Raw genomic sequence first — 15,636 nt, 5'->3', positions numbered from 1 at the left:
TACACGAAGTCCGCCGCCTTCCTCGTCGCCGGACGCCCCGTCCGTCGGGGATGACGAGCGAGGTCTGACCTCGCGCGGAAGCTTCCCGCGCCCCTCTTCGTTCTCCTCCGACGGGTCCCCGCGACCTGATCGTCCGCGCCCCGCTGCGCTCCGCGCCGCCCGGCATCCGCTCCACTCCTGTGCAGGATCATGACCTCCCCGACGCATCCCCGTCTGTCCACCGCCCGTTCCCTCGCCCGCCTGATCCCCTTCGCGAAGCCCGTGCTCCCGCGCCTGGGGCTCGGCGCCCTCAGCGCGCTCATCGCGAGCCTGCTGGGTCTCACCATCCCCCTCGTGCTCGAGCAGATCGTCGGCACGAACGGCCCCATCGCCTCGGGTGACCCGTGGCTGATCGCCCTCGGCGCCGGCGCCGTGCTGCTGCTCGGCCTCCTCGAGGCGCTCATGGTGTGGGCGCGCCGCTGGTTCGTGCTCGCCCCGGCCACCGCCGTCGAGTACGAGCTGCGCACCGACTTCTACGCGCGCCTGCAGCGGCTGCCGGTCGCTTTCCACGACCGCTGGCAGTCCGGCCAGCTGCTCAGCCGCATGATGCAGGACATCGGCCTCATCCGTCGGTGGATGGCCTTCGGTGTCGTGCTGCTCGTCGTGAACATGATCACGATCGTCGTCGGCTCGGTGATCCTGTTCAGCTGGCACTGGCTGCTCGGCACGATCTTCGTCGTCGTCTCCGCACCGCTGTGGATCGCCGGCTACGTCTTCGAGAACCGCTACGGCATGCTCTCGCGGCAGAGCCAGGACCAGGCCGGCGACCTGGCGACCGCCGTCGAGGAGTCGGTCCACGGCATCCGTGTCCTCAAGGCCTTCGGCCGCGGCAGCCACGCCCTGCGCAAGTTCACGCGTCAGGCGGAGACGCTCCGCGAGACCGAGATCAGCAAGGCCAAGGCCGTCGGCTGGATCTGGTTCTGGCTGGTGCTGCTCCCCGACATCGCGTTCGCGCTGTGCCTGGGCGCGGGCATCTACCTCGTGTCGGTGGAGCAGATCGACACCGCGGCGCTCATCGCCTTCTTCGCGATGGCGACCATTCTGCGGTGGCCCGTCGAGTCCATCGGGTTCCTGTTCTCGTTCCTCGTCGACGCGCGCACCGCGACGGACCGCATCTTCGAGGTCTTCGACGAGCAGAACACGATCGTCGACCCCGAGAACCCCGTCTCGATCGCCGAACCCCGCGGCGAGCTGGTCTTCGAGGGGGCGCGGTTCCGGTATCAGGATGCCGCGGCCACCGAGCGAGACCTGCTCGACGGCATCGACCTCTCGCTGCGGCCGGGCGAGACCATGGCGCTCGTCGGTCTCACCGGCTCGGGCAAGACAACGCTCACGACTCTGCCCGGACGCCTCTACGACGTCACCGGAGGCCGCGTGCTGCTCGACGGCGTCGACGTCCGTGACCTGGCGCTGACCGAGCTGCGCCGTCACGTCGGCATGGCCTTCGAGGACGCCACGCTGTTCTCGCAGACCGTGCGCGAGAACGTCCTCCTCGGTCGTGAGGACCTCGACCCGCACAGCCCCGAGGGCGAGCGCGTCCTGCGCGAAGCCCTGCAGGTCGCGCAGGCGGCGTTCGTCGACGACCTGCCCGACGGCGTCGACACCGTCATCGGCGAAGAGGGGCTGAGCCTCTCGGGCGGTCAGCGTCAGCGTCTCGCACTGGCCCGCGCCGTCGCCGCCCGCCCGGCCGTCCTCGTACTCGACGACCCGCTGTCGGCTCTCGACGTCGACACCGAGGCGCTCGTCGAGGACGCCCTCCGCGTGGTGCTCGCCGAGACGACGGCCCTCGTGGTCGCCCACCGGCCGTCCACCGTCACGCTCGCCGACCGCGTCGCCCTCCTCGAAGAGGGGCGCATCACCGCTGTCGGCACGCACTCCGAGCTCCTGCGCACCAGCGAGCACTACCGGCACGTCATCTCGAGCCTCGAGGACGAGCAGGAACGTCAGCAGAAGAGGGAGGTGTCCCTGTGAGCACCGTCACGGGCACCAGCGGCGAAGACCGCTCCGATTACACCCGCGAGGAGAGCCGGCAGATCCGGCGACGCTCGCTGCGACTGCTCGGGTCGCTCGTCACGCCGCTGAAGATGCAGCTCGTCCTCGCGGGCATCGTGCTGGTCATCTCGACCGTCCTCCGCGTCGCCGGCCCCGCCCTCGTCGGCTGGGGCATCGCGAACGCGCTGCCTGCCGTCCAGAAGGAAGCCGACTGGATGCCGACGATCGCCGTCGTCGCGGTGTTCCTGGTCACTGCGATCGGCGGTGCGGCCCTCATCGGGTGGTACGCGGTCGTCGTGGCGCGGCTGACTCAGGCGGTCATGCTGGACCTCCGCAAGCGGATCTTCCTGCACACGCAGAAGCTCAGCCTCGAGTTCCACGAGTCGTACACGTCCGGCCGCATCATCTCGCGTCAGACGAGCGACCTCGACACGATCCGCGAGCTGCTCGACGGCGGCCTGAACGAGCTGGTCTCGGGCCTGCTCTACGGCGGTTTCACGCTCGTCGCGCTCATCCTGCTCGACTGGCAATCCGGCCTGGTTCTCGCCGCGATGGGCATCCCGCTGTTCTTCCTCATGCGCTGGTTCTATCTGCGCTCGCAGGTCGTCTACCGCGAGTCCCGCGTCGTGAGCGCCAAGGTGATCGTCAAGTTCGTCGAGACGATGACCGGCGTCCGCGCCGTCAAGGCGTTCCGCAAGGAGCCCGCGAACGACCGCGAGTTCGGCGGCCTCGCGAGCGACTACCGCGACATCAACATGCGCTCGATCCGCCTGTTCGGCACGTTCGAGCCCGCGATGATGGCCCTGGCATCCTTCGCCCTCGCGGCCGTCGTGCTGTGGGGCGGGCTGCGCGTGGTCAGCGGTGCGCTCGAGCTCGGCTTCCTGCTGTCGGCGGTGCTCTACGTGCGCAACTTCTTCGCGCCCATGCAAGAGGTCGCGTTCTTCCTGAACTCGTACCAGTCGGCCACCGCCGCGCTCGAGAAGGTGTCGGGCGTGCTGGAAGAGGACCCGACGGTCCCCGACCCGACGAAGCCGGTCGACCTGCGTCAGGCCACGGGGCACCTGCGCTTCGAGGACGTGACGTTCGGATACTCCGAGTCGAAGACGATCCTGCCGCACTTCCAGCTCGACATCCCGGCGGGGCAGACGATCGCGCTCGTGGGCACCACGGGTGCCGGCAAGTCCACGCTCGCCAAGCTCGTCGCGCGGTTCTACGACCCGACGAAGGGGGCTGTGACGCTCGACGGGGTCGACCTGCGGGAGCTGCACCCGAAGGATCTGCGTCGCGCGATCGTCATGGTCACGCAGGAGGCCTACCTGTTCAGCGGGACCGTCGCCGACAACATCGCGCTCGGCAAGCCCGATGCGACGATGGACGAGATCCGTGCGGCTGCCCGTGCGGTCGGTGCGGACGGCTTCATCGAGAAGCTGCCCGACGGGTACGACACCGACGTGAACAAGCGCGGTGGTCGGGTCTCGGCCGGTCAGCGTCAGCTGATCTCGTTCGCGCGCGCGTTCCTTGCCGACCCCGCGGTGCTGATCCTCGACGAGGCGACGGCGTCGCTCGACATCCCGAGCGAACGGCAGATCCAGGAGGCCCTCGGCACCCTGCTCGCCGACCGCACGGCGATCATCATCGCGCACCGTCTGTCGACGGTCGCGATCGCCGACCGCGTGCTCGTCATGGAGCACGGCCGGATCATCGAGGACGACACCCCCGACGCCCTCATCGCCGGCACGGGCAAGTTCGCGCAGCTGCACCGCGCCTGGCGCGAATCGCTCGTCTGAGTCGGCGCTGAGCCGCTGACGGATGCCGGGGCCCGAAGTCGGGGCCCCGGCATCCGTCGTTCGTGGTGCGGTGTGTCCCGGATTCGGATCGCGACCTCGGATTCGGACCCGCAGGCGCGGTCCCGTCCGAATCCGAGGCGGATGTCCGAATCCGAGGCGTGCGGTGTCGGCGACGAGCGGCGCGGGGAGGGGTCTTCAGGTGGAGAGGTGCGCGCCCTGGGCGATGGCGCGAGCGATCGCCCGCTCGACCACGTCCCAGCGGTGCAGGACTTCTGCGTAGGTGAACCGCAGCACGGTGAAGCCGCGGGCGATGAGTTCGCGATCATGCGCGACGTCGCGGGTGCGGTTGGCGGAGGTCGAGTGGAAAGCGAAGCCGTCGAGTTGCACGACCAGTCGCTCGCCGATGAGCGCGTCCACGGGGTGGCCGGCCACGAACTGCTGGAAACGCACAGCGACTCCGGCGCTCCTCATCCTCACCGCGAAGATCGTCTCCAGACCGGAATCGTGCAGTCCGGTGATCTGGTCGCAGAGCTCCCGAGCGGATGCTGACCGCCACCGCACCCGCCGGAGATCGGCGGGCGTGAGTCTCTCGACACGGCAGGCCGACTCCCAGAGGACGGTCGCGGTTTCGCGGTCGACGCACGCGGAGATGTGGTCGAGAGCGTCGTGGACGGACTCCACGAGCGATGCGCGTCCCACGGGGGCGAGCGGCCGCGTCCAATGCGCGACGCGGTCGCCGCGCGGAGGCTCCGCGTGGGGGAGGACGTGCAAGTGCAGCCTCGCATCGACCTCAGGCGGCATCCACCACCCGCGGTGACGTGCGGCGGAGACGCAGGCGACGCGCGCAGTCGAGAGTGCTGCGGCGCGCAGATGCGCCGGCGCGGAGGGTGTGGCGAGCCAGTATCGGCGCACACGCTCGATCTCGCCTCGCGCTGCCGCGCGTTGCAGCGCCCGCGGGGATGCGCAGGCAGCGAGGAGCACCGAGCGGTGCACGATGCCACCGCGACTGTCGACGAACGCGCGAAGTTCCATACGGTGAGCGTGGCGCGCTGGAAGCCGTGCACACCCGCAGGAGCCGGTTCTTGTGCGCGCGTGCCGCGCCGGCCTGTTCGTGGAGAAGACGAGGGCGTGCGTCGGATTCGGATCCCGGCCCTGGATTCGGACGTGTTCGCGCGATCACGTCCGAATCCAGGGCACATCTCCGAATCCGCGACAGAGGGTCGGATGCCGCAGGTCGGCAGCAGGCCGCGGGTCAGATCGCGCCGGCGCGGTGCACGGCCGTACCCAGGGGGTGGGCCGTCGTGATCTCGGCCAGGGCGAGGGCGCCGTCGATCCCGACGCCCTGCGGGGCGACGAGTCGCAGCCCCGCGCCCTCGCCGAGCGCGGCCTCGAAGGCGTCGTGCAGCGTCCGCGAGGCGAACACCCCGCCGATCGCGCAGACGTCGAACACCGGCTCATCGGTGCGCACGCGGCGGACGGCGGTCCGAGCGGACCACGCGAGCTGCTGCGCGGCACGGTGCGAGATCTCCCGCGCGACGGCGTCGCCCGCATCCGCCGCCCGCGCGACGTTCCGCGCGAGCGACGCGACCACCCGCACGCGATCGTGATCGGCCTGCAGGGCCATGTACGCCTGCGAGAGGTCGGGCCACCGGGCGAGGGCATCGTCGGTCAGCAGCGTCGCCGGTCCGCGGCCGTCGTATGCGCGCATGACGGCGTCGAGCGCCTCTCGACCGATCCAGTAGCCGCTGCCGGCGTCGCCCATGATCCAGCCCCACCCGTCGACACGGGCCGTGTCGGTCGCGCCGACGGCCAGGGTGACCACTCCCGTTCCGGCCGCGACGACGGCGCCGTGCCGGTCGCCGAGCGCACCGAGGAACGACGTCGTCGAGTCGTGCGCGAGCATCGTGGCCCGCACGCCGTCGGCGTGGACGAGCGAGAGCAGCGCGTCGGCATCCGCGTCGCGGTCGGTGAGTCCCGAGATCCCCGCCGCGACGACGTCGGGTTCGGTGCCCGTGCGCTCGAGGGTCTCGTGGACGACGCGCGCCAGCTGGGGCAGGAGCGGTCCGCCGGTGTGGATGCCGCGGAACGCGAGGTCCTCCCGACGTGAGCCGTCGTCGACCCTCACCTTGATGTCGCTCTGGCCGGCGTCGATGGCCAGCACGCGGCGCGCGCTCATCGTCCTCCTCCTGTGGCAGCCGTCGTCAGCGCACGATAGTGCGAGCGCAAGAACTCACCCGCCGGCTTCCCGTATGGACAGTAGTCGTCGTTGTCCTCCGCCGCGTCGGGGGCGTAGAGCTCCGCCGGCCAGTCCCAGAGGAAGAAGCCCGACACCCACTCCCGCTCGCCCCACGCGTCGAAGATCACGCGGTAGCTGCGCGCACGGGACGACCAGCGGACGGCTCTGATCGGCTTCGACGACTTCGACACCGCCGACGTCCTGGGGGTGTCCGTCATCTCCTACGACCCGCTCGAGCTGGGGCGTCGCGCGGCGACGCTCGCGATGGAGCGCATCGGCGACCCGTCGGGGTTCGTCCGCCAGATCACCCTGCCGACGTGGATCATCGAGCGGGGGACCGGCGAGCGGCCTCCGTTCGACTGATCCCGGTCAGACCCGCGCGGCGAGGAACTCGGCCTGCCGCAGCCACTGGTGCGCCTGACCGCCCTCGTGCTCGTTGAAGGGGAACACCTCGATCTCCTTGTCCGCCCCCGCCCATGCGTTGAACGCGGCGAACACCGTCGACGGCGGGCAGATCGGGTCGAGGAGCGCGACGGAGAAGAGGGATGCCGCATCCGCCCGTGCGGCGAAGCTCACCCCGTCGAAGTACGACAGGGTCTCGAAGACGCGTTCCTCGGCGCCGCGGTGCACGGCGAGGTACCGTGCGACCTCCTCGTACGGGTCGCGGCCGGTCATGCCCACGGCGCGCTCGAAGTGGCAGAGGAACGGCACGTCGGGCATGGCGGCGACGAGCCCGTCGCTCAGTGCGGCCGCGGCGATCGCGATGCCGCCGCCTTGGCTGCCCCCTGTCACGGCGACGCGGGAGGCATCCACCTCGGGAAGGGTGCGGACCGCGTCGATCGCACGCACCGCGTCGGTGAATACGCGCCGGTAGTAATAGGTCTCGGGGTCGTCGATGCCCCGCGTCATGAAGCCGGGGAAGGCGGGGCCCGAGCCGTGCGGATCGGGCGTCGCGCCGCCCGCCCCCCACGCGCTGCCCTGGCCGCGCGTGTCCATGAAGAAGTGCGCGTACCCGGATGCCGCCCACCCGAGCCGCTCGACGGGGAGCCCGCGTCCGCCGCCGTAGCCGTTGAACTCGACGACGGCGGGCAGCGCCCCGTCACGGTGCGCGGGCAGGAGCAGCCAGCCCTTGACCGGGTCGCCCGCGAACCCGGGGAACGTGACGTCGAACGCCTCGATGCCGCGCAGCGGCGTCGTCACGGGCGTGACGACGGGCGCTCCGCCCGCCTCGCGAGCACCCGCGATCGTCGTCGACCAGAAGTCGTCGAAGTCCGCGGGGACGCGGACCTCGGGACGGTAGTTGCGGAGGTCGGACAGAGGCAGATCGAAGCGCGGCACGCGCTCACCCTAGCGGTCATCCGGCCGCGCACGCAGGTGTCGTCCGCTCCGGCCGAGATATCTCGACATCGAGAGAAACGGGGGTGGTGCGATACGCTGAGACCGATCCGCGACGCCCTTTTCTTGGAGACGACACGTGCCCGATTCCACCATCATCTACACCTACACCGACGAGGCTCCCGCGCTGGCGACGGCGTCCTTCCTGCCGATCGTCGAAGCGTTCGCCGGAAAGGCGGGCGTCGGCATCGAGACGCGCGACATCTCGCTCGCGGGGCGTATCCTCGCCGCCTTCCCCCAGAACCTCACCCCTGAGCAGCAGGTCGGCGACGCGCTCGCCGAGCTCGGCGGTCTCGCGACGCTCCCCGAGGCCAACATCATCAAGCTGCCGAACATCTCGGCATCCATCCCGCAGTTGAAGGCGGCCATCGCCGAGCTCCAGTCCCAGGGCTACGACATCCCGGACTACCCGGACGAGCCCAAGGACGTCGCCGAGAAGGACGTCCGCGCGCGCTACGACCGCATCAAGGGCTCCGCGGTGAACCCGGTCCTGCGCGAGGGCAACAGCGACCGCCGTGCGCCGCTGTCGGTCAAGAACTACGCGCGCAAGCACCCGCACCGCAATAAGCCGTTCGCGGAGGGTTCGAAGACGCGCGTCGCGACGCTCGGCCACGACGACTTCAAGTCCAACGAGACCTCGACGGTCATCGAGAACGACGACGTCCTCACGATCCGTTTCACGGGGGAGGACGGCTCCGTCACCGAGCTGAAGTCGGGTCTGAAGGTCCTGCCCGGTGAGGTCGTCGACGCGACGTTCCTCTCGGCGAAGGCCCTCGACGCCTTCCTCGCCGACACGATCGCCCAGGCGGCGGCCGACGACGTGCTGTACTCCGTGCACCTCAAGGCCACGATGATGAAGGTCAGCGACCCGATCATCTTCGGCCACGTCGTGCGCGCGTTCTTCGCCGACGTCTTCTCGCGCTTCGGTGACACGCTCGCGGCTGCCGGACTCACCCCGAACGACGGCCTCGGCGCGATCCTCGCCGGTCTCGGTGGCGTCGAGGGCGGCGACGAGATCCGCGCGGCGTTCGAGGCGGCCATCGCCGACGGCCCGCGCCTGTCGTACGTCAACTCGGACAAGGGCATCACGAACCTGCACGTCCCCTCCGACGTGATCGTGGATGCCTCGATGCCGGCGCTCATCCGCAACGGCGGCAAGCTGTGGGGCGCCGACGGCGGCGAGGACGACACCATCGCCGTCATCCCCGACTCCTCGTACGCCGGCGTCTACCAGGCGACGATCGACGACGTCATCGCCAACGGTCCGCTCGACCCGGCCACGATCGGCTCCGTGCCGAACGTCGGCCTCATGGCGCAGGCTGCCGAGGAGTACGGCTCGCACGACAAGACGTTCGAGATCGCCGCGGCCGGCGCCGTCGAGGTCGTGAACGCGGCGGGCGAGGTCCTCCTCTCCCACGCAGTCCAGCCCGGAGACATCTGGCGCGCGACGCAGACCAAGGACGTCGCCATCCGCGACTGGGTGAAGCTCGCGGTCACGCGTGCACGTGCGACGGGTGCGCCCGCCGTCTTCTGGCTCGACGAGAACCGCGCCCACGACGCGAACCTCATCGCGAAGGTGAAGACCTACCTCGCCGAGCACGACACCGACGGTCTCACGATCGAGATCCTCGCCCCGGCCGACGCGACCCGCTACTCGCTCGAGCGCATCCGCCGCGGCGAGGACACCATCTCGGTGACCGGCAACGTCCTGCGCGACTACCTCACCGACCTCTTCCCGATCCTCGAGGTCGGCACGAGCGCCAAGATGCTCTCGATCGTCCCGCTGCTGGCCGGCGGCGGACTGTTCGAGACCGGCGCGGGCGGCTCCGCCCCCAAGCACGTGCAGCAGCTCGTCGCGGAGAACTACCTGCGGTGGGACTCGCTCGGCGAGTTCTTCGCGCTGGCGGCATCCTTCGAGCACCTCGCCGACTACACCGGCAACCCGCACGCGAAGGTCCTCGCCGACACGCTCGACGCCGCGACCGGGACCTTCCTCGAAGAGGACAAGTCGCCGGGCCGTGCCCTCGGCACGATCGACAACCGCGGCAGCCACTACTACCTCGCGACTTACTGGGCGCAGGAGCTGGCGCGCCAGACCGTCGACGCCGAGCTCGCGGCGGCGTTCGCCCCGGTCGCCGAAGCGCTGACCGCCGGCGAGGAGACCATCGTCGCCGAGCTGGTCGCCGTGCAGGGCTCGCCCGCCGAGATCGGCGGCTACTACCGTCCCGACCCGGCGCTGGTGGAGAAGGTCATGCGGCCCTCCGCGACGCTGAACGGCATCATCGACGGACTCTGATCCGCACAAACGGATGCCCCGGCCGCGAGTGCGGGCCGGGGTATCCGTGCGTTCGGGGGAGCGTCAGAGCCGGATCTGCGCGACGACCTCGCCGTACTCGGTCTCGTCGACGGGGGTGAAGCCGACGCGGCGGAAGAACGCGTCGGGCCCGCCCTCTCCGGCCTCGTAGATGACGTTCACGTGATCGAACCCGCGCGCGCGGGCCTCGTTCATGAGCTGCTCGACGGCGTAGCGCCCGACGCCGCGACCCTGGTCGTCGGCATCCACGTTGATCCGCCACAGCACCGAGCGGAAGTGCTCGTGCGGGGCGTCGGCGTCGAAGCCGGCGCTCACGAAGCCGACCACCTCGTCACCGTCGAGGATCACACGCTGCCACGAAGTGGCGGGGTCGACCACCGTTGCGGCGATCGCGTAGCTCTCGGGCGCGATGAAGCGTTCCTGGCCCGGCTTGAGCGAGAGGGTGTTCACGGCGACGATCGTCGACGCCGACAGTTCTTCCACGCGGAGGTCAGCCATGAGCACAGGCTAACCGTGATCGCAGCCCGTCGCACGGGGACGACGGATGCGGGTCGTCAGATGACGCTCAGGAGTGGATCCAGACGTCGCCGCCGTCGGGCATCCAGTCGTAGAGCTTCTTCGCGAGGGCGGGCGGCATGTTCACGCAGCCCGCGCTCATCTGGTTGCCGAAGTTGTTGTGCCAGTAGGCGCCGTGGAAGGCCTGGTTGCCATTGAAGTACATCACCCACGGCACGTCAGGCTGCGTGTACTTCGTCCCGGTGTCGCGGGAGGTGCCGGTCATGTCCTGCAGGGGCGTGCGCCAGCCGATGGAGTAGTGGCCCGTGAAGGTCACCGCGCCGTCGCGGCCGCTCGAGATGAGCCAGGTGTCGACGACCTTGCCGTTCTCCTTCAGGTACAGGCGCTGCTCGCCCAGGTCGACCTCGGCCAGACGCACCGTGCTGACGGTCTCCCGCGGCGTGACGTCGACCGGCAGCGCGTACGACGCATCGCCCGTCGCGAGCTGGTCGGCGAAATCACGCGCGACGCCGGACGTGTCGCCCAGCACGCGCCCGTCCTGGCCTTCGACGATCGTGGTCAGGACCTCACCGGCCTCGTTCGCGAGCACCTGGGCCGTGACCGGGTCCTGGTTGACGACCTCGGGGAGCTCGTCGACGGCGAGCTGGATCGCGGCGGCGTCGGCGGTGATCGTGAAGGCGCCGGAGGCGTCGGTCTCGACGGTCAGCCACGAGGCGAGCTCCGCGGCGGAGACGGGGACCGCGCGGTCGTCGCCCGCGTAGAAACCGGCCTCGGCGATCATGCCGTTGAGGCGCTCGACGGCGGACTCGGCGGCGGCGGTCGTCACGGTGGCGGGGACGGCTTCGGGAGTCGCGTCGACCGTCGCCGTGGAGGCGCCCGACGCGAGAGCGGATCCGAGGGCGTCGCTGACGGCGGCGAGCGAGATGCCCGTGCCGTCGACGGCGGGCGTGCTGACGTAGGCGCCGTCCTGGAAGGACACCGCGGCGGGAGTGGGATCCACGTACGCGTCGGGGAGCGCGGCGCGCAGCGTCGTCGCGGCGCGCTCGGCGTTCAGGGTGACCGTCGGCGTGCCGTACTCGGCGAACCACGCCGAGACGTTCCAGAGGGGGCTGCCCGCGAAGGCCTCGTCGGCGAGGGCGGATGCGTCGACGGTCGCGCCGAGGTCGGCGGCGGACACCGTCGGGCCGCCGTCGCCCAGGGAGACCTGGATCGAGGAGAGCCGCGAAGAGATGGAGTCGGCGGCCATGCCCACCGTCTGCCCGCCGACGGGGACGCCGGCGGCGGTCGTGCCGGGAGCGATCAGCACGAGGGAGCAGACCGTCGCGGCCGTCACGACCGCGGCGACGGGCAGACCGATCTTCAGCCAAAGGCGACGGGGGCGCGGCGCGGGCTCGGCGGGAGCCCAGCGCACGTCGAGGTGCTCGCCCGAGGCGGGCGTGTCGCCGGTGTCCTGGCGTGTGATGATCTCCGACATCGGTCTCCCCCGAGCTGTGGCCCGGCGTTCCGGACGCCACGGGGATCCGGGGTCTCGTCGTCAGGCGAATGTCGCTTCAGGAAATGGTACGTGACGAGGGCGGATCACCGGTCATCCGCTGCACAGATCGTGATACTCGGCGAGGCCGGTGCGGATGCGATCGGTGGCGTCGGCGAGTCCCGTCGCGCCGGCGATGTCGCCCTTCGAGGCCGCGGCGGTGGCCTCGGCGAGGACGTCGAACCCCGCCCGCAGATCGGCCGCGACGGCCTCGACGCGCGCGTTGCCGATCGACGTCACCGCGGCGGCGAGGTCGTCGCGCACCTCGGCGGTCGCCTGCGCCGCGGCGGCCGGGTCGGCGGCATCCGCCTCGGTGAACGCCGTCATCGCCTGCTCGACCGAGTCGGCGAGGGTCGCGCACCCGGCGGCGACGCTCTGGCCGTCCGCCTCGGGATGCGACGACGACGTGCACGCGGCGCCGCCCAGCGCGACGAGGCCGGCCACGACCAGCGCACCGGTCGTGCGGACGGAGCGGGATGCGGGCACAGCGGACCTCCTCGAGGACGGGACCGTTCGAGACTGCCACGATCGCCCTGAGGGAACGGTGGACCGGGGGCGCGCGGACCCGTCGGCGTGCTGCCCGCGACCATCCCGGGTGTCGTCGGCATCGTCTCCATGGTGCTGGCGGTGACGACGAGTCCCGCCGCGCCGCGCGAGACGACCGCGGCGGCCGGCGCGACCGCGCGTCACGGCTGAGCGGCGAACACCTTGCCCGGATTGAGGATGCCGGCCGGATCGAACACGGCCTTGATGCCGCGCTGCAACGCCCACTGATCGTCGCCGATCTCGTCCGCGAGCCACCGGCTCTTGAGGACGCCGATCCCGTGCTCCCCGGTGAGGGTGCCCCCGAGGGCGAGCGCGGCGCGGAAGAGCGCGTCGGCGGCCTGCCAGACGCGCTCGGGGACCTCGTCGCCGTCGAAGATGAAGTTGGGGTGCAGATTGCCGTCGCCGGCGTGGCAGACGGTCGGGATCGTGAGGCCGAACTCCGCCTCGATGCGCGCGATCTCGTCGAACATCGCCGGAAGGGCGCTGCGCGGCACCGACACGTCTTCGATGAGCGCCGTCCCGAGGCTCTCCATCGCGGGGTGCATCGCCCGGCGCACCGCCCACAGCTGCGCCGCTTCGGCGTCGTCGGCGGCCAGGCGCACCGCGCCGCCCGCGGCGGTGAGGATCTCGGCGATCTCCGCCTGATCCGCGGCGGCGACGCCGTCGGTCTGGACCGTGAGCTGCGTCGCACCCGGTGTGGGGCTCGGCAGCCCGAGCAGCGCGTGCGCGGCCGCCAGGCTCACGGCATCCATCAGCTCCATGATCGCGGGCTGCACCCCGGCGGCGGTCACGGCGGCAGCACCCGCGGCGGCGGCGCGCACATCGGCGAACTGCGCGGTCAGGGTGCGGGACTGCCCCGGCACGAGCCGTCGGAGCTTGAGCGTCGCACCCACGACGACCCCGAGCGTGCCCTCCGAGCCGATCATCAGCGCGGTCAGGTCGTAGCCGGTCACACCCTTCACGCTGCGGTGGCCGGTCGAGATGAGGCGCCCGTCGGCGAGGACCACGTCGAGCGCGAGCACCGCGTCGCGGACGACGCCGTACTTCGCGCAGAGCAGTCCGCCCGCCCCCGTGGCGATGTTCCCGCCGACCGTGGAGATCTCGCGGCTGGCGGGGTCGGGCGCCCACCACAGGCCGTGGGGAGCGAGGGCGCGGCCGAGATCCGCATTGAGGATGCCGGGTTCGACGACCGCGAGCAGGTCGTCGGGGCGCACCTCGAGGATGCGGTCCATGCCGCGCAGCGAGAGGGCGATCTCGCCCGAGCCGGTGTTCGCGCCGCCGGCGAGGCCCGTGCCGGCGCCGCGGGTGACGACCGGCGTGCCCGTGGCGGATGCGATCCGCATCGTGGTCTGCACGTCCGCGACGGATGCCGCCCGCACGAGCGCGAGCGGTCGTCCCGACGCGCGGTGCCCCGACTTGTCGGCGCGGGCGTCTTCGAGGGCGGCCTCGCTCGTGTCGACGCGCTCGCCGAGCGCGTCGCGGAGGCGGTCGACGACGTCGGTCACGACAGCCGTCGACGACCCGCCAGGACGCCGACGACGACGGCGACGAGGGCGAAGCCCAGGCCGATCCAGGCCTGACCGGCGCTCCACCACGCGATCGTCGCCGACAGGTAGATGAGCAGTTCCACGAGGCCGCGCACGAACGGGTGGACCCGGACCACGGCGCGCGGTGAGGCGAACAGGCCCCAGACGATGAGGGTGGCGAGCGGGGTCGCGATGCCGAGGACGACGTTCCACGGGGCGTCCCACGCCGTGAAACCCCAGATGGCGAGCGACACGACGGCGAACATCGCGCACAGGAAGCTGAGGAGGTCGAGTCCGGAGAGACGTGCCGGGGCGGTCGCGGCGGGTGCGGGCTCCGCGGGTCGTTCGGGCCGGACGTGGGGGAGCTCGGACATGGTTCGATCCTACGCGGGCGGGGAAGTGTAACGAGTTTGTTAAGACTGCTCGCAAACAGGGTCGGGCGTCTTGTGGCGACCCTATTCGTAAGGTCTACTAACAAACATGTCGACCCCGACGCGACCCGCCCCCGCGACCCGTAGCCGCCGCACCGCCGGCAAGATCCTGCCCGAGCACGCCCGCGCCCACAACCGCGCGCTCGTGCTCCAGGCGCTCTTCACGCAGGGCGCCATGAGCCGCGCCGATCTCGCCCGCGAGACGGGCCTCACCCGCGTCACGATTTCGGACCTCGTCGCCGGCCTCATCGACGACGGCTACGTGATCGAGCAGGGGGTGCGCGAGGCATCCGGTCCCGGAAAACCGGCGATCCTCGTCGACATCGACCGCGACGGCCACCGCATCGCCGGGCTCGACCTGTCGGGCAGCGAGCAGTTCGCGGGCGCCGTGCTCACCCTCGACGGCGAGATCGTCGCCCGGCACGCCGTCGACGTACCCGCCGACCGCAGCGACGTCTTCGCCGCGATCGTCCGCCTCGCGCGCGACGTCATCGCCGACGCGCACGCGCCGGTGCTCGGCCTCGGCGTCGGCACGCCCGGTGTCGTCGACGACCGCGGCGTCGTGCTCGCGGCGCCCGGATTCGGGTGGACGGACGTCGATCTCGCTGGGCAGCTGGAGGCCGAGCTCGGTCTCCCTGTCCTCGTCGCCAACGACGCGAACGCGGCCGTCCTCGCCGAGCACACGTTCGGGGGAGCGGGCGACGACGTCATCCTCGTCCGGGTCGGCCGCGGTGTCGGTGCGGGGCTCCTCACCGGCGGCGAGCCGCTCGCCGGCGCCCGCTTCGCCGCGGGCGAGATCGGCCACGTGACGGTCGGCACCGACGGCGGCCCCGCGTGCGCCTGCGGCAGGATCGGATGCCTCGAGGCCTGGCTCGCGGTCCCCGCCCTCACCGAGCGGCTCGCCGCCGCAGACGACCCGCAGGGGGTGCTCCGCGACGCCGGCGAGCGCCTCGGCATCGCCCTCGCGCCGATCGTCGGCGCCCTCGATCTGTCGGAGATCGCCCTCTCCGGCCCCGCCGACCTGCTCGGCGGCACCCTCGCCGAGGCTGCCGCCGAGACGGTACGCACCCGGACCCTCGCCACGTTCCACGACGGGCTCCAGGTGCGCATGTCGACCCACAGCGAGGACATCGTCCTGCGCGGTGCGGCCGTCATGGTCCTGTCCGGCCGTCTCGGCGTGTCCTGAAAGCGCCGAATCCGCCGACCTGACCGTCTGGCTCGTCGGCACCGATACCCCCCCCAGGACGCGCGCGACGACCTTGAGGAGACCTTCGAGGAGCAGAACGACGGGTGGACCCTCACGATCCGACGAGAAGACCTGGG

The 15,636-nt window shown here is 71.3% G+C and carries 15 protein-coding genes; 6 read left to right on the top strand and 9 right to left on the bottom strand.

Translation table 11 applies throughout. The features are described 5' to 3' along the window. Positions 1–189: 189 nt before the first annotated feature. Positions 190–2,010, top strand: a complete 1,821-nt coding sequence (locus tag Q9S36_RS06365; RefSeq protein ID WP_311284379.1) for an ABC transporter ATP-binding protein — start codon at positions 190–192, stop codon at positions 2,008–2,010. Beyond that, positions 2,007–3,818: an ABC transporter ATP-binding protein gene (locus Q9S36_RS06360; protein ID WP_311284378.1), complete on the top strand. Its 1,812-nt coding sequence runs from the start codon at positions 2,007–2,009 to the stop codon at positions 3,816–3,818. The genes Q9S36_RS06365 and Q9S36_RS06360 overlap by 4 nt, the downstream gene beginning before the upstream one ends. A gap of 195 nt (positions 3,819–4,013) precedes the next feature. On the opposite strand, the gene Q9S36_RS06355 is transcribed toward Q9S36_RS06360, so the two are convergent. From Q9S36_RS06355 to Q9S36_RS06345, 3 genes are all read right to left on the bottom strand, one after another. Beyond that, the gene (locus Q9S36_RS06355) at positions 4,014–4,850 is read right to left on the bottom strand and encodes a DUF559 domain-containing protein (protein WP_311284377.1); all 837 of its coding nucleotides are present in this window, start codon (positions 4,848–4,850) and stop codon (positions 4,014–4,016) included. Positions 4,851–5,070: 220 nt separating this feature from the next. Next, entirely contained in the window at positions 5,071–5,994 is a 924-nt protein-coding gene (locus tag Q9S36_RS06350; RefSeq protein WP_311284376.1) for a BadF/BadG/BcrA/BcrD ATPase family protein, read from the bottom strand. After that, positions 5,991–6,245, bottom strand: a complete 255-nt coding sequence (locus Q9S36_RS06345) for a glycoside hydrolase family 113 (protein ID WP_311284375.1) — start codon at positions 6,243–6,245, stop codon at positions 5,991–5,993. Before Q9S36_RS06345 ends, Q9S36_RS06350 begins: the two co-directional genes overlap by 4 nt. Positions 6,246–6,261: 16 nt before the next feature. Between Q9S36_RS06345 and Q9S36_RS06340 the strand changes: the two genes are divergently transcribed. Continuing rightward, positions 6,262–6,417: a hypothetical protein gene (locus Q9S36_RS06340; protein ID WP_311284374.1), complete on the top strand. Its 156-nt coding sequence runs from the start codon at positions 6,262–6,264 to the stop codon at positions 6,415–6,417. Positions 6,418–6,423: 6 nt separating this feature from the next. Here the strand turns inward: Q9S36_RS06340 and Q9S36_RS06335 are convergent, their stop codons facing one another. Further along, positions 6,424–7,392 (bottom strand): acetylxylan esterase, encoded by a 969-nt coding sequence (locus Q9S36_RS06335; RefSeq protein ID WP_311284373.1) that lies wholly within the window; start codon positions 7,390–7,392, stop codon positions 6,424–6,426. A gap of 136 nt (positions 7,393–7,528) precedes the next feature. On the opposite strand from Q9S36_RS06335, the gene Q9S36_RS06330 reads away from it, so the two are divergent. Next, positions 7,529–9,745 carry an NADP-dependent isocitrate dehydrogenase gene (locus Q9S36_RS06330; RefSeq protein ID WP_311284372.1) on the top strand — a complete coding sequence of 739 codons (2,217 nt, stop codon included), beginning with the start codon at positions 7,529–7,531 and terminating at the stop codon, positions 9,743–9,745. Between the two features lie 63 nt (positions 9,746–9,808). Here Q9S36_RS06330 and Q9S36_RS06325 read toward each other — a convergent pair whose 3' ends face one another. The 3 genes from Q9S36_RS06325 to Q9S36_RS06315 all read right to left on the bottom strand — a co-directional run bounded on the left by Q9S36_RS06325 (position 9,809) and on the right by Q9S36_RS06315 (position 12,296). Next, positions 9,809–10,261: a GNAT family N-acetyltransferase gene (locus Q9S36_RS06325; protein ID WP_217531611.1), complete on the bottom strand. Its 453-nt coding sequence runs from the start codon at positions 10,259–10,261 to the stop codon at positions 9,809–9,811. A gap of 67 nt (positions 10,262–10,328) precedes the next feature. After that, positions 10,329–11,753, bottom strand: a complete 1,425-nt coding sequence (locus Q9S36_RS06320) for a L,D-transpeptidase family protein (RefSeq protein ID WP_311284371.1) — start codon at positions 11,751–11,753, stop codon at positions 10,329–10,331. 111 nt (positions 11,754–11,864) lie between these two features. Beyond that, on the bottom strand, positions 11,865–12,296 hold the full coding sequence (locus Q9S36_RS06315) for a hypothetical protein (RefSeq protein ID WP_311284370.1): 432 nt from the start codon (positions 12,294–12,296) through the stop codon (positions 11,865–11,867). Between the two features lie 87 nt (positions 12,297–12,383). Between Q9S36_RS06315 and Q9S36_RS06310 the strand changes: the two genes are divergently transcribed. Next, positions 12,384–12,506, top strand: coding sequence for a hypothetical protein (locus tag Q9S36_RS06310; RefSeq protein ID WP_311284369.1), 123 nt, complete (start codon positions 12,384–12,386; stop codon positions 12,504–12,506). On the opposite strand, the gene Q9S36_RS06305 is transcribed toward Q9S36_RS06310, so the two are convergent. After that, on the bottom strand, positions 12,497–13,861 hold the full coding sequence (locus tag Q9S36_RS06305; protein WP_311284368.1) for an FAD-linked oxidase C-terminal domain-containing protein: 1,365 nt from the start codon (positions 13,859–13,861) through the stop codon (positions 12,497–12,499). The two genes, Q9S36_RS06310 and Q9S36_RS06305, sit on opposite strands and share 10 nt — an antisense overlap. Further along, positions 13,858–14,256, bottom strand: a complete 399-nt coding sequence (locus tag Q9S36_RS06300) for a YrdB family protein (protein ID WP_064001298.1) — start codon at positions 14,254–14,256, stop codon at positions 13,858–13,860. Before Q9S36_RS06300 ends, Q9S36_RS06305 begins: the two co-directional genes overlap by 4 nt. Positions 14,257–14,362: 106 nt before the next feature. Here Q9S36_RS06300 and Q9S36_RS06295 point away from each other — a divergent pair, with 106 nt between their 5' ends. Next, a complete protein-coding gene (locus Q9S36_RS06295; protein WP_311284367.1) occupies positions 14,363–15,499 on the top strand; it encodes an ROK family transcriptional regulator in 1,137 nt (378 codons plus the stop codon). Positions 15,500–15,636 lie beyond the last annotated feature (137 nt).

The organism is Microbacterium sp. ARD31 (assembly GCF_031844425.1).
Note: the sequence above shows the minus strand (reverse complement) of the source record. Positions and strands in the feature narration are given on the sequence as shown.

Bases quoted from the DNA above. Each gene is read 5' to 3' on its own strand.
- Q9S36_RS06365 (WP_311284379.1), top strand. From the start codon at position 190: ATGACCTCCCCGACGCATCCCCGTCTGTCCACCGCCCGTTCCCTCGCC.
- Q9S36_RS06355 (WP_311284377.1), bottom strand. From the start codon at position 4,850: ATGGAACTTCGCGCGTTCGTCGACAGTCGCGGTGGCATCGTGCACCGC.
- Q9S36_RS06350 (WP_311284376.1), bottom strand. From the start codon at position 5,994: ATGAGCGCGCGCCGCGTGCTGGCCATCGACGCCGGCCAGAGCGACATC.
- Q9S36_RS06325 (WP_217531611.1), bottom strand. From the start codon at position 10,261: ATGGCTGACCTCCGCGTGGAAGAACTGTCGGCGTCGACGATCGTCGCC.
- Q9S36_RS06320 (WP_311284371.1), bottom strand. From the start codon at position 11,753: ATGTCGGAGATCATCACACGCCAGGACACCGGCGACACGCCCGCCTCG.
- Q9S36_RS06300 (WP_064001298.1), bottom strand. From the start codon at position 14,256: ATGTCCGAGCTCCCCCACGTCCGGCCCGAACGACCCGCGGAGCCCGCA.
- Q9S36_RS06295 (WP_311284367.1), top strand. From the start codon at position 14,363: ATGTCGACCCCGACGCGACCCGCCCCCGCGACCCGTAGCCGCCGCACC.